This window comes from Burkholderia sp. 22PA0106 (assembly GCF_047497155.1).
Classification (GTDB): Bacteria; Pseudomonadota; Gammaproteobacteria; order Burkholderiales; family Burkholderiaceae; genus Burkholderia.
Window position 1 is genome coordinate 3,474,747 of the sequence record NZ_CP163163.1, and the last position, 16,228, is coordinate 3,490,974.

17 protein-coding genes and 1 tRNA gene are annotated in these 16,228 nt (G+C 66.7%); 12 read left to right on the top strand and 6 right to left on the bottom strand.

All coding sequences use genetic code 11. From position 1 onward, the window contains the following. The first annotated feature begins 8 nt into the window (after positions 1-8). Together rapZ and AB4850_RS30425 are read left to right on the top strand one after the other, a co-directional pair. Positions 9-902: an RNase adapter RapZ gene (rapZ, locus tag AB4850_RS30420; RefSeq protein ID WP_414443115.1), complete on the top strand. Its 894-nt coding sequence runs from the start codon at positions 9-11 to the stop codon at positions 900-902. Between the two features lie 34 nt (positions 903-936). Continuing rightward, positions 937-1,572: an LON peptidase substrate-binding domain-containing protein gene (locus tag AB4850_RS30425; RefSeq protein WP_414445659.1), complete on the top strand. Its 636-nt coding sequence runs from the start codon at positions 937-939 to the stop codon at positions 1,570-1,572. Positions 1,573-1,611: 39 nt separating this feature from the next. Here AB4850_RS30425 and mutY read toward each other — a convergent pair whose 3' ends face one another. Together mutY and mutM are read right to left on the bottom strand one after the other, a co-directional pair. After that, the gene (gene mutY / locus AB4850_RS30430; RefSeq protein WP_414443116.1) at positions 1,612-2,709 is read right to left on the bottom strand and encodes an A/G-specific adenine glycosylase; all 1,098 of its coding nucleotides are present in this window, start codon (positions 2,707-2,709) and stop codon (positions 1,612-1,614) included. Between the two features lie 7 nt (positions 2,710-2,716). Next, on the bottom strand, positions 2,717-3,544 hold the full coding sequence (gene mutM / locus AB4850_RS30435; RefSeq protein WP_414443117.1) for a bifunctional DNA-formamidopyrimidine glycosylase/DNA-(apurinic or apyrimidinic site) lyase: 828 nt from the start codon (positions 3,542-3,544) through the stop codon (positions 2,717-2,719). A gap of 88 nt (positions 3,545-3,632) precedes the next feature. Here mutM and AB4850_RS30440 point away from each other — a divergent pair, with 88 nt between their 5' ends. The 8 genes from AB4850_RS30440 (at position 3,633) to hisC (ending at position 10,816) form a co-directional block, all read left to right on the top strand. Then, complete coding sequence (locus AB4850_RS30440) at positions 3,633-5,495, top strand: tetratricopeptide repeat protein (RefSeq protein WP_414443118.1); 1,863 nt, start codon at positions 3,633-3,635, stop codon at positions 5,493-5,495. Positions 5,496-5,503: 8 nt separating this feature from the next. Continuing rightward, positions 5,504-6,130 carry a lipoprotein insertase outer membrane protein LolB gene (gene lolB / locus AB4850_RS30445; protein ID WP_414445660.1) on the top strand — a complete coding sequence of 209 codons (627 nt, stop codon included), beginning with the start codon at positions 5,504-5,506 and terminating at the stop codon, positions 6,128-6,130. Between the two features lie 32 nt (positions 6,131-6,162). Next, positions 6,163-7,041, top strand: coding sequence for a 4-(cytidine 5'-diphospho)-2-C-methyl-D-erythritol kinase (ispE, locus tag AB4850_RS30450; RefSeq protein ID WP_414443119.1), 879 nt, complete (start codon positions 6,163-6,165; stop codon positions 7,039-7,041). Positions 7,042-7,093: 52 nt separating this feature from the next. Further along, positions 7,094-7,170 (top strand) — tRNA-Gln (locus tag AB4850_RS30455). A gap of 45 nt (positions 7,171-7,215) precedes the next feature. Continuing rightward, positions 7,216-8,172 carry a ribose-phosphate pyrophosphokinase gene (locus AB4850_RS30460; protein WP_414445661.1) on the top strand — a complete coding sequence of 319 codons (957 nt, stop codon included), beginning with the start codon at positions 7,216-7,218 and terminating at the stop codon, positions 8,170-8,172. 185 nt (positions 8,173-8,357) lie between these two features. Continuing rightward, a complete protein-coding gene (locus AB4850_RS30465) occupies positions 8,358-8,972 on the top strand; it encodes a 50S ribosomal protein L25/general stress protein Ctc (RefSeq protein ID WP_414443120.1) in 615 nt (204 codons plus the stop codon). Positions 8,973-9,058: 86 nt separating this feature from the next. Then, positions 9,059-9,664 carry an aminoacyl-tRNA hydrolase gene (pth, locus tag AB4850_RS30470; RefSeq protein WP_414443121.1) on the top strand — a complete coding sequence of 202 codons (606 nt, stop codon included), beginning with the start codon at positions 9,059-9,061 and terminating at the stop codon, positions 9,662-9,664. Between the two features lie 84 nt (positions 9,665-9,748). Beyond that, a complete protein-coding gene (gene hisC, locus AB4850_RS30475) occupies positions 9,749-10,816 on the top strand; it encodes a histidinol-phosphate transaminase (RefSeq protein ID WP_414443122.1) in 1,068 nt (355 codons plus the stop codon). A gap of 134 nt (positions 10,817-10,950) precedes the next feature. On the opposite strand, the gene AB4850_RS30480 is transcribed toward hisC, so the two are convergent. From AB4850_RS30480 to rsmD, 3 genes are all read right to left on the bottom strand, one after another. Beyond that, complete coding sequence (locus tag AB4850_RS30480; RefSeq protein WP_414443123.1) at positions 10,951-11,220, bottom strand: YfhL family 4Fe-4S dicluster ferredoxin; 270 nt, start codon at positions 11,218-11,220, stop codon at positions 10,951-10,953. A gap of 65 nt (positions 11,221-11,285) precedes the next feature. Further along, on the bottom strand, positions 11,286-11,786 hold the full coding sequence (coaD, locus tag AB4850_RS30485; RefSeq protein ID WP_414443124.1) for a pantetheine-phosphate adenylyltransferase: 501 nt from the start codon (positions 11,784-11,786) through the stop codon (positions 11,286-11,288). Positions 11,787-11,897: 111 nt separating this feature from the next. Further along, positions 11,898-12,512, bottom strand: coding sequence for a 16S rRNA (guanine(966)-N(2))-methyltransferase RsmD (rsmD, locus tag AB4850_RS30490; protein ID WP_414443125.1), 615 nt, complete (start codon positions 12,510-12,512; stop codon positions 11,898-11,900). Between the two features lie 178 nt (positions 12,513-12,690). Between rsmD and ftsY the strand changes: the two genes are divergently transcribed. Continuing rightward, positions 12,691-13,914, top strand: a complete 1,224-nt coding sequence (ftsY, locus tag AB4850_RS30495) for a signal recognition particle-docking protein FtsY (protein ID WP_414443126.1) — start codon at positions 12,691-12,693, stop codon at positions 13,912-13,914. Between the two features lie 62 nt (positions 13,915-13,976). Here ftsY and maiA read toward each other — a convergent pair whose 3' ends face one another. After that, a complete protein-coding gene (gene maiA / locus AB4850_RS30500) occupies positions 13,977-14,621 on the bottom strand; it encodes a maleylacetoacetate isomerase (protein ID WP_414443127.1) in 645 nt (214 codons plus the stop codon). Between the two features lie 175 nt (positions 14,622-14,796). Between maiA and ybiB the strand changes: the two genes are divergently transcribed. Further along, a complete protein-coding gene (ybiB, locus tag AB4850_RS30505; RefSeq protein ID WP_414443128.1) occupies positions 14,797-15,777 on the top strand; it encodes a DNA-binding protein YbiB in 981 nt (326 codons plus the stop codon). The last annotated feature ends 451 nt before the right edge of the window (positions 15,778-16,228 follow it).

The following is a 16,228-nucleotide window of genomic DNA, read 5'->3' on the forward strand; positions in this document are numbered from 1 at the left end:
GCCTCCCCATGCGCATCGTCCTCATCACCGGCATTTCCGGCTCCGGCAAATCCGTCGCGCTCAATGCGCTCGAGGATTCGGGCTACTACTGCGTCGACAATCTGCCGCCGCGCGTGCTGCCCGAACTCGTGCGCCATGTCAGCGACGACGGCCAGCAGCGGCTCGCGGTCGCCATCGACGCGCGTTCGAGCGCCTCGCTCGACGACATGCCGAACCTGATCCGCGAGCTGTCGCAACACCACGACGTGCGCGTGCTGTTCCTCAACGCCAGCACCCAGGCGCTGATCCAGCGCTTCTCCGAAACGCGCCGCCGCCATCCGCTGTCCGGTTCCCCTTCGCACGACGCCGATGTCGGCGTGATGTCCTCGCTGGCCGAGGCGATCGAACGCGAGCGCGAACTGGTTTCGCCGCTGGCCGGCTTCGGTCACGAGATCGACACCAGCAACCTGCGCGCGAACGTGTTGCGCACCTGGGTCAAGCGCTTCATCGAGCAGCCCGACGGCGATCTGGTGGTGATGTTCGAATCGTTCGGCTTCAAGCGCGGCGTGCCACTCGACGGCGATTTCATGTTCGACGTGCGCGCGCTGCCGAACCCTTACTACGACCGCGAACTGCGGCCGCTGACCGGGCTCGATCAGCCGGTCATTGCGTTCCTCGATGCGCTGCCGATCGTGCACCAGATGATCGACGACATCGAAAGCTTCATCGTCAAATGGCTGCCGCACTTCCGCGACGACAACCGCAGTTATCTGACGGTCGCGATCGGTTGCACGGGTGGCCAGCATCGCTCGGTGTTCATTGCGGAGACGCTCGCCGCGCGTCTGTCGCGGCAGGCGAACGTGATAGTGCGGCATCGTGACGCACCGGTGGATGCCGAAGCGTCATCGCGGCTCGTCAAGTAGACCGTCGAGCCGCTCCTCGCCAGGGGTGCCCGCCATGTCCTCGCTTTCGACCCAACTCGTCGATTTGCCGTTGTTCCCATTGCATACCGTGCTGTTCCCGGGCGGCCTGCTGCCGCTGAAGGTGTTCGAGGCGCGCTACGTCGACATGGCGCGCGGGTGCCTGCGCGACAACGTCCCGTTCGGCGTCTGCCTGCTCAAGAGCGGCCCCGAGGTCGCACAGGACGACCAGGTGGCGGTACCCGAAGCCGTCGGCTGCATGGCCGAAATCGTCGAATGCGATACCGGCGAATTCGGCATGCTGTTTTTGCGCACCGTCGGCACGCGGCGCTTCGCGCTGCTCTCGCACCGCGTCGAATCGAACGGATTGCTGGTGGGTATCGTCGACCCGCTGCCCGAGGATCGCCCGCTCGACGGCGAACAGGCGATCGCCCAGTTCGGCGCATGCGCGGAGGTGCTCGAACGGATCATCGCGGCGCTGCGCAACGTGAAAAACGCCGCGCTGCCGTTCCTTGAGCCGTTCCATTTCGACGACCCGACCTGGGTGTCGAATCGTCTCGCCGAAGTGTTGCCGCTCGAGTTGCGGACGCGGCAGAAGCTGATGGAGCTTCCCGACGCGGCCGCGCGCATCGACGCCGTGCATCAGGTACTCAAGCGCCACGACTGGCTATAAATGCGCGGTGCAACGGCACCGCGTACCGCACGCCCCTTCTCAGATCAGCGGCCCGCTCAGGGCGTCGAGCAGCTTGCGCACGGGCGCCGGCACGCCGTAGGCATCGAGCCGCGCGAGCGGCACCCACTCGGTATCGGCCTCGGCCGCGGCGGACTGCGTGCCCACCTCGGCAATGCGCGGTTCGATCTCGAGCCGGAAATGCGTGAAGGTGTGCACGAACGGCGCCAGCGCGCTGACGGTTTCGCCGCCGAATTCACGCACGCGTTGCAGTGCCGCCGCATCGCCATCGGCTTCGGGCAGGCTCCACAAGCCGCCCCAGATGCCGCTCGGCGGGCGTCGCTCCAGCAGCACCGCATCGCCGTCGCGCAGCACCAGCATCCAGGTGCGGCGCGTGGGCACCGCCTTCTTGGGACGCGCGGCCGGCAGCTCGCGCTGGCGGCCCGTCACGTTCGCGACGCAATCGGCCGCATACGGGCAGCGTCGGCATTCGGGCTTGCCGCGCCCGCACAGCGTCGCGCCGAGATCCATCAGGCCCTGCGTGTAGGCGCTGATGCCGGCGTCATCCTCGTCGCGCGGGAACAGGCGTTCGGCCAGCCCCCACATCTCGTTCTCGATGCGCTTCTCGCCCGGAAAGCCTTCCACGCCGAACACGCGCGCGAGCACGCGCTTGACGTTGCCGTCGAGGATCGGCGCGCGCGCGCCGAACGCAAACGACGCGATCGCGGCGGCCGTCGAACGGCCGATGCCGGGCAACTCGGCGAGCGCATCCGGCGACGACGGAAACTGACCGCCATGCTGCTCGACCACCACCTGCGCGCAGCGATGCAGATTGCGCGCGCGCGTGTAGTAGCCGAGGCCGGCCCATAGCGCCATCACGTCGTCCGACGGTGCGGCCGCGAGCGCGGCGACATCCGGAAAGCGGTCGAGAAAGCGCAGGTAGTACGGGATGACGGTCGACACCTGGGTCTGCTGCAGCATGATTTCCGACAGCCAGATCCGGTACGGATCGCGCGTGTTCTGCCAGGGCAGGTCGTGGCGGCCATGGTCGCGCTGCCAGGCGATGAGGCGGCCCGCGAAGCCGGCTTCGAGCGGGGTGGCCGGCGCAATCGGCGCCGGACGGGTGCGTGGGGGTTTCAAATTCGTTTCAACGCTGACAATTCGGACAGAAGTAGGTCGACCGCTGGCCCTGCACGATCTGGCGGATCGGCGTGCCGCACACGCGGCACGGTTCACCCGCACGATCATAGACAAAGCAGTCGAGCTGGAAGTAGCCGCTTTCGCCGTTGCTGCCGACGAAATCGCGCAAGGTGCTGCCGCCGCGCTCGATCGCATCGGCGAGCGTGGTGCGCACCGCCTCGGCCAGCCGCTCGTAGCGCGGCAACGACACTTTACCGGCGGCCGTGGTCGGACGGATGCCGGCGCGAAACAGGCTCTCCGACGCATAGATGTTGCCGACCCCGACCACGATGTCGCCGGCCAGCAGCGCCTGCTTCACCGAAACGGTACGCCCGCGCGTGCGCCGGTACAGCAGCGCGGGCGTGAAGGTCGGCGAGAACGGCTCGACGCCGAGCGTCGTCAGCAGGTGATGCTCGTGGATGTCGCCCTGCTCGCGCGGGTGCCAGAGCACGGCGCCGAAGCGGCGCGGGTCGCGAAAGCGCAGCACGCATTCGTCGAAGATCCAGTCGATGTGATCGTGCTTGGCGGCGGCGGGCGGCTCCCCGCCCGGCAGCACGCGCAGCGTGCCCGTCATGCCGAGATGGACGATGAACCAGCCGGCATCCACCTCGAACAGCAGGTACTTGCCGCGCCGCTCGACGCGCAGCACTTCGCGCGATTCGAGCGCGGCGGCAAGATTTTCGGGGACGGGCCAGCGCAGCATCGCGGTGCGCACGTCGACGCGCTTGACGCGTCGACCGGCGACGAAAGGTTCGATTCCGCGACGTGTAACCTCGACTTCCGGCAACTCTGGCATGGTTTTGTGGTCTGTGTGTGGCTAATGGCGATCGTGCGCGTATTGTAGCGAGCGCGTTACAATCGTCCGAAACCTCGAACGGATTTCCATGACCTTGTCCTCGACGCTGTCTTCGAAGCGCTCCGCCGCCCGTGCGCGCCGCGCGTTCGCCTTCCCGGTCCGCCGCGCACTCGGCGCCGCGCTGCTCGCCGCATGGGCGTTCGGCGCGCTGCCTGCCCACGCACAGACGCCGGCATCGGGCGCTACCGCCGCATCGCCAGCCGCAGCAACCGATGACGATTCCGCATCGCAGAGCGCGTTCTCGCCTGGCTTCCCGGACGAAAAGAAGGATCTGCCCGGCCTCCAGCTGACGGCGCAAATCGTCTATCAGGTGCTGGCCGCCGAGGTCGCACTGCAACGCTCCCAGCCCGCTCCTGCATACCAGACCTACCTCGCGCTCTCGCGCGACACGAAGGACCCGCGCATGGCGCAGCGTGCGACGGAAATCGCGCTGGCCGCGCAAAGCCCGTCCGACGCGCTGGCCGCGGCTAATCTGTGGCGCGAGTATGCACCCGATTCGAACCGCGCGGCGCAGGTCGATGCCGCGCTGCTCGTGCTGTCCGGCAAGCCCACCGACGCCGAGCCGCTGCTCGCGCGCGAGCTGGCCCGCACCAACGGCGACAACCGCGGCGATGCGATCCTCGCGCTGCAAGCGCTGATCTCGCGCGGCCCGAACCGCACCGATGGCCTGACGGTCCTGCAGGATCTGCTCAAGAACGACCTGATCCGCCCCGAGGCCCGCCTCGCGATCGCGCGCCAGCAACTGGCGACCGACGACAAGGCCGGCGCCGTCACCTCGCTGAAGCAGGCGCTCGAACTGAAGGCCGACTACCTGCCGGCCGCGCTGATGCTCGCGCAAATGGGCCCGCAGGAGCGCGCGATCGGTGTGGCCTCGTTCGAGAAATTCGTCCAGCAGAACCCGAAGTCGCGCGAGGGCCGCCTCGCGCTGGCGCAGCTCTATCTCGCCGACAACCGCCTCGACGATGCACAAAAGCAGTTCGAGACGATGCACCGCAACGATCCGAAGGAGCCGGCGCCGCTGATGGCGCTCTCGCTGATCAAGATCCAGGAAAAGCAGTACGGCGATGCGCAGAAATACCTGAAGCAATACATCGACGTCGCGCAGAAGCGGCCCGACGCCGATGTCGGCCAGGCCTATGTTTATCTGGCGCAGTTGTCGGTCGAGCAGAACGACAACGCGCAGGCCTCGCAGTGGCTCGACAAGATCGATCCGGCCAGCCCGCACTACATCCCCGCGCAAGTCACGCGCGCGCAGATCCTCGCCAAGCAGGGCAAGGTCGACGACGCGCGCAAGGTGCTGGCGAGCCTGCAAATCAGCGATCCGCGCGATGCGGCCGTGATCGCGCGCACCGACGCCTCGCTGCTGTTCACGGCCAAGCGTTACCGCGAAGCCGCCGACCGCCTCGCGCAAGCCGTCGATGCGTTCCCGGACGATCCCGACCTGCGCTACGACTACGCCATGGCCAATGAAAAAATCGGCCAGTACACCACGATGGAACAGCAGTTGCGCCTGCTGATGCGCATGCAGCCGGACAACCCGCAGGCCTACAACGCGCTCGGCTATTCGCTGGCCGACCGCAACCAGCGCCTGCCGGAAGCGAACCAACTGGTCGAAAAGGCCGTCGCGCTGGCGCCGAAGGATGCGTTCATCATGGACAGCCTCGGCTGGGTCAAGTACCGGATGGGCGATAACGCCGCTGCCGAGAAAATCCTCACGCAGGCCTACACGCTGCAGCCGAATGCCGAAATCGGCGCCCACCTCGGTGAAGTGCTCTGGAAGAGCGGCCAGCAGGACAAGGCCCGCGACGCCTGGCGCGCCGCGCAAAAGCTCGAACCGGACAACGAGACGCTGCTCAACACGCTCAAGCGTTTCGAGGTGAACGGGCTGTGAGCGTATCGATTCGCATGAAGGCGCCGTTCGCGCCGGCTTTCCGCCATGCCGCTGCCGTGCTCGCCACGGGCGCCCTGCTCGCCGGCTGCGCGACGCAGCCGGCCGGCCCCGCGGCCACCGGCTCGACCACGTCCCCCACCGCCGACGCGATCACGACGCAGGCCGCGCACGCGTACACGGGCCGATTCGCGGTTCGCTACGACGACCGGCTCGGCAAGGAACAGAACGCCTACGGCAATTTCAACTGGCAGGAAACCGGCAACGTCATCACGCTCGAGTTGCGCAGCCCGCTGGGCCAGACGCTCGCCGTGGTGCGCTCGTCGCCGCAGCGCGCCTCGCTCGAAATGCCGGGCCGCGCGCCGCGCTTCGCGGGCGATGTCGGCCAGTTGATGCAGGACACGCTCGGCTTCGCGCTGCCGCTCGACGGCCTGCGCTACTGGATGTTGCCGCAGCCGGCGCCCGGTTCGCCGGCCGACGTCCAGCGCGAGGATGCCACCCGCCTGAAGCAGATCCGCCAGGACGGCTGGACCATCGACTATCTGGCCTATGCCGATGCGCCGGCCACCGGCGTCAAGCGGCTGAACCTGACGCGTGCGGAACCGCCGCTCGATATCAAGCTCGTGCTCGACCGCTGATTCCCGTTCTTTTGCCAAGAAGTCCCGCCAGCATGACCGATACTCCCCGCGCCCTGCGCGACTGCCTCGCCCCGGCGAAGCTGAACCTGTTCCTGCACATCACCGGCCGCCGCCCGGACGGCTATCACGCGCTGCAAACCGTGTTTCAGTTGCTCGACTGGGGCGACACGCTGCACTACACGCTGCGCGAGGATGGCGTGGTCCATCGCGTCACCGAGGTCGATGGCGTGCCCGAGGCGAACGACCTCGTGGTGCGCGCCGCGCGCCTGTTGCAAGCGCATACGGGCACGTCGCTCGGCGTCGACATCGAAATCGACAAGGTGCTGCCGATGGGCGCCGGCCTCGGCGGCGGCAGTTCGGACGCTGCTACCACGCTGCTGGCGCTGAACCGCCTCTGGCAACTCGATCTGCCGCGCGCCGAACTGCAGGCGCTGGCGGTCAAGCTCGGTGCCGACGTGCCGTTCTTCGTATTTGGGAAAAATGCGTTCGCGGAGGGTATCGGCGAGGCGCTGGAGCAGGTAGAATTGCCGCCTCGCTGGTTTCTGGTTGTGACGCCTCGCGCTCATGTACCGACCGCTGAAATATTTTCAGATGAGTCGTTGACAAGAGATTCGAAACCCATCACAATTACGGACTTTCTTGCACAGCAAACCAGCAAGGGTTGGCCAGATAGCTTCGGCCAAAACGACATGCAGGCAGTTGTGACAAAGAAGTACGCGGAAGTTGCAAAGGTAGTCAAAGCGTTGTATGATTTGACCCCTTCGCGGATGACCGGCTCTGGAGCCAGTGTCTTCGCGGCGTTCGGCAGCAAGGAGCAGGCGAAAGCAGCACAAGCCTCGCTACCCGCTGACTGGAACAGCGCAGTTACCGGAAGTTTGGGTGAACATCCACTCTTTGCTTTCGCGTCATAAGTTTTGCTGCATCGGATGTCCTACACTTCCGGTGAAGCTCATAGTTGAGTGTAGGGGAGTCGCCAAGTTGGTCAAGGCACCGGATTTTGATTCCGGCATGCGAGGGTTCGAGTCCTTCCTCCCCTGCCAAGTTTTCCTCAGTTATTCCCGCCCCCAGCCCGAAGCAGGTTCATGATGAGCAGCCATGACGGCCTGATGGTTTTCACTGGCAACGCGAACCCCGCGCTTGCGCAGAAAGTCGTCGACAAACTCGGTATCCCTCTTGGCAAGGCCATGGTCAGCCGTTTTTCCGACGGTGAAATCCAGGTCGAAATCCAGGAAAACGTGCGCGGCAAGGACATCTTCGTCCTGCAATCCACCTGCGCGCCGACGAACGATAACCTGATGGAACTGATGATCATGGTCGATGCGCTCAAGCGCGCATCCGCCGGCCGGATCACCGCTGCCATCCCCTACTTCGGTTATGCGCGTCAAGATCGCCGCCCGCGTTCGGCGCGCGTCGCGATCTCGGCGAAGATCGTCGCGAACATGCTGGAAATCGCCGGCGTCGAGCGGATCATCACGATGGATCTGCACGCCGACCAGATCCAGGGCTTCTTCGACATTCCGGTCGACAATATTTATGCCACGCCGATCCTGTTGGGCGACCTGCACAAGCAGAATCACCCGGATCTGCTGGTGGTATCGCCGGACGTCGGCGGCGTGGTCCGTGCCCGCGCACTGGCCAAGCAACTGAACTGCGATCTCGCGATCATCGACAAGCGTCGTCCGAAGGCGAACATCGCCGAAGTGATGAATATCATCGGTGAAGTCGAAGGTCGCACCTGCGTGATCATGGACGACATGGTCGATACGGCCGGCACGCTCTGCAAGGCAGCACAAGTGCTGAAGGAACGCGGCGCGAAGCGCGTGTTCGCCTACGCCACGCACCCGGTGTTGTCGGGTGGCGCGGCAGCGCGTATCGATGCGTCGGAACTCGACGAACTCGTCGTGACCGACACCATCCCGTTGAGCGCGGAATCGCTCGGCAGCAAGAAGATCCGCGCCCTGTCGAGCGCCGATCTGCTGGCCGAAACCTTCGCGCGCATCCGCCGCGGCGATTCGGTGATGTCGCTGTTCGCCGAGTCCTGATCCCGGCTCGGATCTCATCGGGCCTGCCCCGGCGGCGATCCGCACGAATTCGGTAGTTCGCGAAAAGCGAAGCGTCCGCGCTTCGCTTTTTGCACAATCGGCCCGGTAGGACGAAACCCGGGCCGCGTCTTTGGGCCGCAAGGCCTGTTCAAACTGCCTGGTCGCGGGCAGCAATGGAGAATCACATGAAAGTTGTCGCTTTCGAGCGTACTCTGCAAGGTACGGGTGCGAGCCGCCGCCTGCGTAACACCGGCAAGACCACGGGTATCGTGTACGGCGGTGAAGCAGCCCCCCAAATGATCGAACTCGATCACAACGCCCTGTGGCACGCCCTGAAGAAGGAAACGTTCCACGCTTCGATCCTCGAGCTCGAAGTGGCAGGCAAGACGGAAAGCGTCCTGCTGCGCGACGTGCAATACCACCCGTTCCGCCAGCTCGTTCTGCACGTCGATTTCCAACGCGTCGACGCAAAGAAGAAGCTGCACACGAAGGTGCCGGTCCACTTCCTGAACGCAGAAACCAGCCCGGCAGTGAAGCTGTCGAGCGCGGTCATCTCGCACGTCATCGCTGAACTGGACATCGAGTGCCTGCCGTCGGCCCTGCCGGAATTCGTCGAAGTCGATCTGTCGAAGCTGGAAGCCGGCCAATCGATCCACGCGAAGGACATCGCCCTGCCGAACGGCGTGGCGCTGGTCGCTCACCTCGACGCAGAAAACCCGGTGGTCGCAACCGCGACGATCCCGGCTGCTGTCGTGTCGGACGAAGCCGCTGCTGGCGAAGGCGAAACGCCGGCTGCCTAAGCCCGCTTTCGCACCGTTTCGTAACGGTAGAAGCAACCCGCCGCGGCCTGCCCGGCGGGTTTTTTCATTTTTGCGGCTCACACATCATGATCAAACTGATCGTCGGCCTCGGCAATCCGGGCGCCGAATACACGGCGACGCGCCACAACGCGGGCTTCTGGCTCGTCGATCAACTCGCGCGCGAAGCGGGCGCCACGCTGCGCGACGAACGGCGCTTCCACGGCCATTACGCCAAGGCCCGGCTCTACGGCGAGGAAATCCACCTGCTCGAGCCGCAGACCTACATGAACCGCTCCGGCCAGTCGGTCGTGGCGGTCGCGCAATTCTTCAAGATCCTGCCCGACGAGATCCTCGTCGCGCACGACGAACTCGATCTGCCGCCCGGTTCGGTGAAATTCAAGCTCGGCGGCGGCAGCGGCGGCCACAACGGCCTGAAGGATATTTCCGCGCACCTGTCCTCGCAGCAATACTGGCGGCTGCGGATCGGCATCGGCCATCCGCGCGACCTGATTCCCGAGGGCGCCCGTGCCGGCGCCAAGCCCGACGTGGCGAACTTCGTGCTGAAGCCGCCGCGCCGCGAGGAACAGGACGTCATCGATGCATCGATGGAGCGCGCGCTCGCCGTGATGTCGATCTTCGCCAAGGGCGAAACCGAGCGCGCCGTGATGCAGCTGCATCGCAACAGCGCCTGAACCCCCTTAGCAAGTCCGGTCACGCCGATGCGCCCGAGGCGCGCGGCGTGCGTTAAGCTGCACGTTTTCAGTCAGGAGTCCGTGGTGAGCCGTTATTGGAGCAATATCGTTCAGCAGCTCGTGCCCTACGTGCCGGGCGAACAGCCGGCGCTGGCGAACCCCGTCAAGCTGAACACCAACGAGAACCCGTATCCGCCGTCGCCGCGCGTCCTCTCCGCGATCGCGCGCGAACTGGGTGCCGACGGCGAATCGCTGCGCCGCTATCCCGATCCGCTCGCGCGCAACCTGCGCGAAACCGTCGCCGCGCATCACGGGCTGACGCCGGATCAGGTGTTCGTCGGCAACGGCTCCGACGAAGTGCTCGCGCATACGTTCCAGGCCCTGCTCCAGCACGACCGCCCGATCCGTTTCCCGGACATCACCTACAGCTTCTATCCGACCTACGCGCGCCTGTACGGCGTCGAGTACGAAGCCGTGCCGCTGGCCGACGATTTCTCGATCCGCGTCGAGGATTACCTCGGCGGCAACGGCGGCGTGCTGTTCCCGAACCCGAACGCCCCGACCGGCCGCGCGTTGCCGCTGGCCGAGGTCGAGCGGATCGTCGCGGGCAACCCCGACGCGGTGGTGGTGGTGGACGAAGCCTATGTCGATTTCGGCGCCGAATCGGCAATCTCGCTGATCGCGCGCCATCCGAACCTGCTCGTGGTGCATACGGCATCGAAGGCGCGCTCGCTCGCCGGCATGCGCGTGGGCTTCGCGTTCGGCGATGCGGCGCTGATCGAGGCGCTCAATCGCGTCAAGGACAGCTTCAATTCCTATCCGCTCGACCGGCTCGCCCAAGTGGCGGCGCAGGCGGCATACGAGGATCGCGAGTACTTCGATGCGACCTGCGCGCGCGTGATCGACAGCCGCTCGCGACTGACGGCCGCGCTGACGAGCCTCGGCTTCGAGATCGTGCCGTCGGCGGCGAACTTCGTGTTCGCGCGCCATCCGGGCCACGACGCGGGCCAGCTCGCCGCCGCGCTGAAGACGCGCGAGATCTTCGTGCGCCACTTCCGGCTGCCGCGCATCGATCAATATCTGCGCATCACGGTCGGTACCGACGCGGAATGCGAGACGCTGGTCGCCGCGTTGCGCGAACTGATCGGCTGAATACGAGGCGCAAGCGGGCACAGCGCGTTATCCACGCACAGGCACAGCGGGCGCCTGTGCGCCCGTTTTGCCGCGTTCGAATCGTCTGGAAAGTATCGAAGAAAAGCGTGAAGCCGGCATCGGCCGGCTTCACGTCAGGATGCGCCGTTCTCGCCCGTGGCGGCGGTCAGCGCATGGTATTTCACCATCAACTGATCCTGCGTTTCCGCATGCTGCGGATCGCGCGGAATGCACTCGACAGGGCAGACCTGCTGGCACTGCGGTTCGTCGAAGTGGCCGACACATTCGGTGCACTTGCCCGGATCGATCACGTAGATGTCCGGACCCATCGAAATCGCGCCGTTCGGGCACTCGGGCTCGCACACGTCGCAATTGATGCACTCGTCGGTAATCATCAAAGCCATACTGGTCTCGCTTCCGCCGGCATCGCGCCGGCACATGCTGCTGGGCCGGCAACGACGCTCTCGCGTCAGGCCGCCGGCCCCTGGCCCATCGCGGCCACTTTTTCCGTCAGCCATTTCTCGACCGACGGGAACACGAACTTGCTGACGTCGCCGCCCAGTTGCGCGATCTCGCGCACGATCGTGCCCGAGATGAACTGATACTGGTCGGACGGCGTCATGAACATGGTTTCGACATCGGGCAACAGATAGCGGTTCATGCCGGCCATCTGGAACTCGTACTCGAAATCGGACACGGCGCGCAGGCCCCTGACGATCACGCGCGCATTGTTGGTACGCACGAAATCCTTGAGCAGCCCGGTAAAGCCCATCACCTTCACGTTCGGATAATGCCCGAGCACTTCGTTCGCGATCTTCAGGCGCTCTTCGAGCGAGAAAAACGGCTTTTTCGCCCGGCTGTCGGCCACGCCGACGACCAGCGTATCAAAAATGCTCGATGCGCGCCGCACGAGATCCTCGTGCCCGCGCGTCAGCGGATCGAACGTACCCGGGTACACGGCGACTACCATGTCGCTCCTCCTGTGAACTTTCAATAGGGGCCGCAGCAATAGCGATCTCGCGCCGCCGCCATCCTGGGCACACGTCGCCGAACCCGCGCGGCGCCTCGTTTGGAACGCGCATTATTCATCATTTTCGCGTTGCAGCAAATGATAGTGGACGGCGCCGGCCTTGCCGTCGCGCTCGACCCGCCAGCCCGCCAGCGCTTCGTGCCCGGCCGGATCGAGCGGCTCGCCCGCTTCGACGTAAAGAAAACCACCGGGAGCGACGAGCTTGACGGCGAGCGCGAGCGCGCGTTCGAACAACGCGGCATCGTCGAACGGCGGATCGAGGAACACCACGTCGAACGCGCCCGGCGTGAGGCCGGCCGCGAGGCGCAGCGCATCGGCTTCGGCCACTTCCACCGTACGCGCCGCCAGCTTCTCGCGGGTCGCGCGCAGTTGCTCGGCCGCGCGCGAATTGCGCTCGACCATGACCACGCTGGCCGCGCCGCGCGAGGCGGCCTCGAAGCCGAGCGCGCCGGTGCCGGCGAACAGGTCGAGGCAGCGGCGGCCGTCCATGTCCTGGCCAAGCCAGTTGAACAGCGTTTCGCGCACGCGGTCGGGCGTCGGGCGCAGGCCGTCGAGATCGAGCACCGGCAACGGCGTGCGTTTCCACTCTCCGCCAATGATGCGGACCGCGTGCGGCTTGCCGCGATTGGCGCTGGAGGACGAGCGGGCGGAGGACGGACGGGGCATACGAAACCGGCTGAAACGGGTAATCGGGGCGGGCCGCTGGCCCGGAACAGGCGCACGTTACCACAGCCGGCCGCGCGCCTCGCCGCTGCCCGCGCGGCGCGCCTGATAAAATCACGCGTTTCGAGCCACCGGCCGAGGCCGGGCCTCCCCGCTCCCCTTTCCCCCAAGCCAGCAGACCATGTTCAGCTTCTTCAAACGATTGATCGGCTCGAAGGCCGACGACGCGTCACAAGACGCGCCGGCCGACGAGCAGACCGGCGCCGACGCCCCGGCCGTCGAGGCCGCGCCCGACGCGCCGCGGCCTGCCGAGTCGCGTGCCGACGCAACACCGGCCACGCCCGCCATGCCGGCCGCTCCGGCGCCTGTCGTGGCCCAGCCGGCCGCCCCGGTGGCTCTGGCGCCGCAAGTCGCGCCGCCCGCGGCGAGCACGCCTACGGCCCCCGCACCGCGCGCCGACAACACCGCAGTCGAAATCGTCCCGCCGCCAGCGCCCGAACCGGCCGCCAAGAAATCGTGGATCGCGCGGCTGCGCTCGGGCCTTTCCAAGACGAGCTCGAACCTGACGAACGTGTTCGTCAGCACCAAGATCGACGAAGACCTCTACGAGGAACTCGAAACCGCGCTGCTGATGTCCGACGCCGGCGTGGACGCCACCGAATACCTGCTCGGCGCGCTGCGCGAGCGCGTCAAGGCACAGCGCCTGACCGATCCGCAGCAGGTCAAGGCGGCGCTGCGCACGCTGCTCGTCGAATTGCTCCAGCCGCTCGAGAAATCCCTGATGCTCGGCCGCGCGCAACCGCTCGTGATGATGATCGCGGGCGTCAACGGCGCGGGCAAGACCACCAGCATCGGCAAGCTGGCCAAGCATCTGCAGAGCTTCGATCAATCGGTGCTGCTGGCCGCCGGCGACACGTTCCGCGCCGCCGCACGCGAGCAGCTCGCGATCTGGGGCGAGCGCAACAACGTCACGGTGGTGCAGCAGGAAAGCGGCGATCCGGCCGCGGTGATCTTCGATGCGGTGGGCGCCGCCCGCGCGCGCAAGATCGACGTGGTGATGGCCGATACGGCCGGCCGCCTGCCGACGCAGTTGCATCTGATGGAAGAACTGCGCAAGGTCAAGCGCGTGGTCGGCAAGGCGCAGGCCGACGCACCGCACGAGGTGCTGCTCGTGATCGACGCGAACACGGGCCAGAACGCGCTCGCACAGGTCAAGGCCTTCGACGACGCACTCGGCCTGACGGGCCTGATCGTCACCAAGCTCGACGGCACCGCGAAGGGCGGCATCCTGGCCGCGATCGCGCGCCAGCGGCCGGTGCCGGTGTACTTCATCGGCGTCGGCGAGAAGGTGGAGGACCTGCAACCGTTCAGCGCCGAGGAATTCGCGGACGCGCTGCTCGGCTGATTCCGCGCCGGCAGGTTGTGCCCCCACGAGGACGCCCCGACGTCCTCGTGGCCGTTTACGCGTTACTCGGCGTCCGGCTGCACGTCGGGCGCGGCCGCACGGAATGCGTCGAGCGTCATCGCGTGCGCGTGGATGCGCACGAGCGTCGGATACGGCGCCAGATCGACCTCGAAGCGCTGCGCGTTGTAGATCTGCGGGATCAGGCATAGATCGGCCAGCGTCGGCGTATCGCCATACGACAGCTTGCCGGTGCGCGGATCGCCGGCCAGCCGCGCTTCCAGCGCCGTGAAGCCCTGCTCGATCCAGTGGCGATACCACGCGTTCTTCGCGTCGTCGGGCACCCCGAGCGTCCGCTTCAGGTAGCGCAGCACGCGCAGGTTGTCGAGCGGATGGATCTCGCAGGCGATCTGCAAGGCGATCGCCCGCACATGCGCGCGGTCGGCCGGCGAGCGCGGCAGCAGCGGCGGCTCGGGCACCGTCTCGTCGAGATATTCGATGATCGCGAGCGACTGCTGCAGCGTCGTGTCGCCGTCGACCAGCGTGGGCACCAGCGCATCGGGATTGAGCGCGCGGTACGCGCCCTGCAACTGCTCGCCGCCGCCGCGCAGCATGTGCACGGGGTGATAGTCGAACGGCAGCCCCTTCAGGTGCAGCGCGATGCGCACGCGATACGACGCGGAACTGCGGAAATAGCTGTACAGCTTCATCGGTTGCTCCTCCCGGATGCGATCCGTCATTGTGCCGGCGCGGCGCCCGCCGCCGTGCAAGCCGCCGCCGCGCGTTTGCCAGAATGCCGCAAATGCGGTATTCAGTGGGCTTCCCGCCTACCCGGGCCGGCGCGCGCCAATGCCGCGACGCGCCGCCCCCAGCCGCCAAGCCTCGATGACCGACGTCCGCCCCCATTCCGCTCCGACCGAACCGTTTCCGTGCGCCCGCTTCATCAAGGAGATCGGCCGCGGCCCGCACGGCGCCCGCGCGCTGTCGACCGACGACACGTTCGCGCTCTACCAGGCGATGCTCGACGGCCGCGTGTCTGACGTCGAACTCGGCGCGGTGCTGATCGCGTATCGGCTCAAGGGCGAATCGGCCGACGAACTGGCCGCGATGCTGGCCGCCGCACATGCGTCGTTCGCGCCGCTCGCCGTGCAGTCGGGCGCCTACCGGCCGGTGTCGATTCCGAGCTACAACGGCGCGCGCAAGCAGCCGAACCTGGTGCCGCTGCTCGCGCTGCTGCTGGCGCGCGAGGGCGTGCCGGTGCTGGTGCACGGCGTGAGCGTCGATCCGGGCCGCGTGACGAGCGCCGAAATTTTCTCCGAACTGGCGATGCCGGCGGCCGCCACGCCCGCCGAGGCCGAACGCGATCTGGCCGAGCGCCGCACCGCGTTCATGCCGCTCGACGCGCTCGCGCCGAAACTCGCGCGCCTGCTCGGGCTGCGCCGCGTGCTCGGCGTGCGCAATTCCACGCATACGCTGGTCAAGCTGTTGCAACCGTTCGCGCCGCTCGGGCTGCGGCTCGTCAACTACACGCACCCGCCGTATCGCGACAGCCTCGCGCAGTTGTTCCGCGAGCACCCCGACGCGGCCGCGGGCGGCGCGCTGCTGGCGCGCGGCACCGAAGGCGAGGCGGTGGCCGATACGCGGCGCCAGGTGCAGGTCGACTGGCTGCACGACGGGGTGTGCGACACGCTGATCGAACCGGAACGCTCGTCGCCCGATGCCCCGGCCGTCGATCTGCCCGAATCGAAGGACGCGGCGACCACCGCGGCCTGGACGCGCGCCGTGCTGAACGGCGAGACTCCGGTGCCGGACGCACTCGCACGGCAAATCGACACGATCCTGCGCGTCGCTCGCATCGCCGGCTGAACGGTCGCCCGGCTGCGGCCGGTGCGCTGGCGGCCCAGCCCGCTCGGGCCCGACCGCCGCCGAGCCAAGCCGCGTCGGTCGGCCGTCTGTCCGAATCGCACGGCTATTCGACCGATTCTCGACAACCCGCCGCCACACCACCGATTGACAACGCGAAACGACTTCGAATACAGTTGCTGCCATGCGTTGCTTTCCGAACCCCCTCCGAATTACTTCCGGCCGCCTAGCGCGGTCGCTATCGCTACGACTAGCGTAAAGCTGTCGTAGCGCCGTGCATCCCGCACGGTCCCCCCTGAGCAGTTCTCGCAGCACCTTCTCGCCGTACCTAACCCTGTAGTCGTCAGCCGTCGTTCGTCCATCCGTCGAATGGCCGCGAAGATCCGCCGCACCGTCACGCGACCTCGCGTACCCGTGCGCAGGCAGCGTCACCGAATCCGTTGCCGCCCCTCTT

Coding starts and splice junctions, on each gene's coding strand:
- rapZ (WP_414443115.1), top strand. CDS start 9: ATGCGCATCGTCCTCATCACCGGCATTTCCGGCTCCGGCAAATCCGTC.
- AB4850_RS30425 (WP_414445659.1), top strand. CDS start 937: ATGTCCTCGCTTTCGACCCAACTCGTCGATTTGCCGTTGTTCCCATTG.
- mutM (WP_414443117.1), bottom strand. CDS start 3,544: ATGCCAGAGTTGCCGGAAGTCGAGGTTACACGTCGCGGAATCGAACCT.
- AB4850_RS30440 (WP_414443118.1), top strand. CDS start 3,633: ATGACCTTGTCCTCGACGCTGTCTTCGAAGCGCTCCGCCGCCCGTGCG.
- ispE (WP_414443119.1), top strand. CDS start 6,163: ATGACCGATACTCCCCGCGCCCTGCGCGACTGCCTCGCCCCGGCGAAG.
- AB4850_RS30460 (WP_414445661.1), top strand. CDS start 7,216: ATGAGCAGCCATGACGGCCTGATGGTTTTCACTGGCAACGCGAACCCC.
- AB4850_RS30465 (WP_414443120.1), top strand. CDS start 8,358: ATGAAAGTTGTCGCTTTCGAGCGTACTCTGCAAGGTACGGGTGCGAGC.
- pth (WP_414443121.1), top strand. CDS start 9,059: ATGATCAAACTGATCGTCGGCCTCGGCAATCCGGGCGCCGAATACACG.
- AB4850_RS30480 (WP_414443123.1), bottom strand. CDS start 11,220: ATGGCTTTGATGATTACCGACGAGTGCATCAATTGCGACGTGTGCGAG.
- coaD (WP_414443124.1), bottom strand. CDS start 11,786: ATGGTAGTCGCCGTGTACCCGGGTACGTTCGATCCGCTGACGCGCGGG.
- rsmD (WP_414443125.1), bottom strand. CDS start 12,512: ATGCCCCGTCCGTCCTCCGCCCGCTCGTCCTCCAGCGCCAATCGCGGC.
- ftsY (WP_414443126.1), top strand. CDS start 12,691: ATGTTCAGCTTCTTCAAACGATTGATCGGCTCGAAGGCCGACGACGCG.
- maiA (WP_414443127.1), bottom strand. CDS start 14,621: ATGAAGCTGTACAGCTATTTCCGCAGTTCCGCGTCGTATCGCGTGCGC.
- ybiB (WP_414443128.1), top strand. CDS start 14,797: ATGACCGACGTCCGCCCCCATTCCGCTCCGACCGAACCGTTTCCGTGC.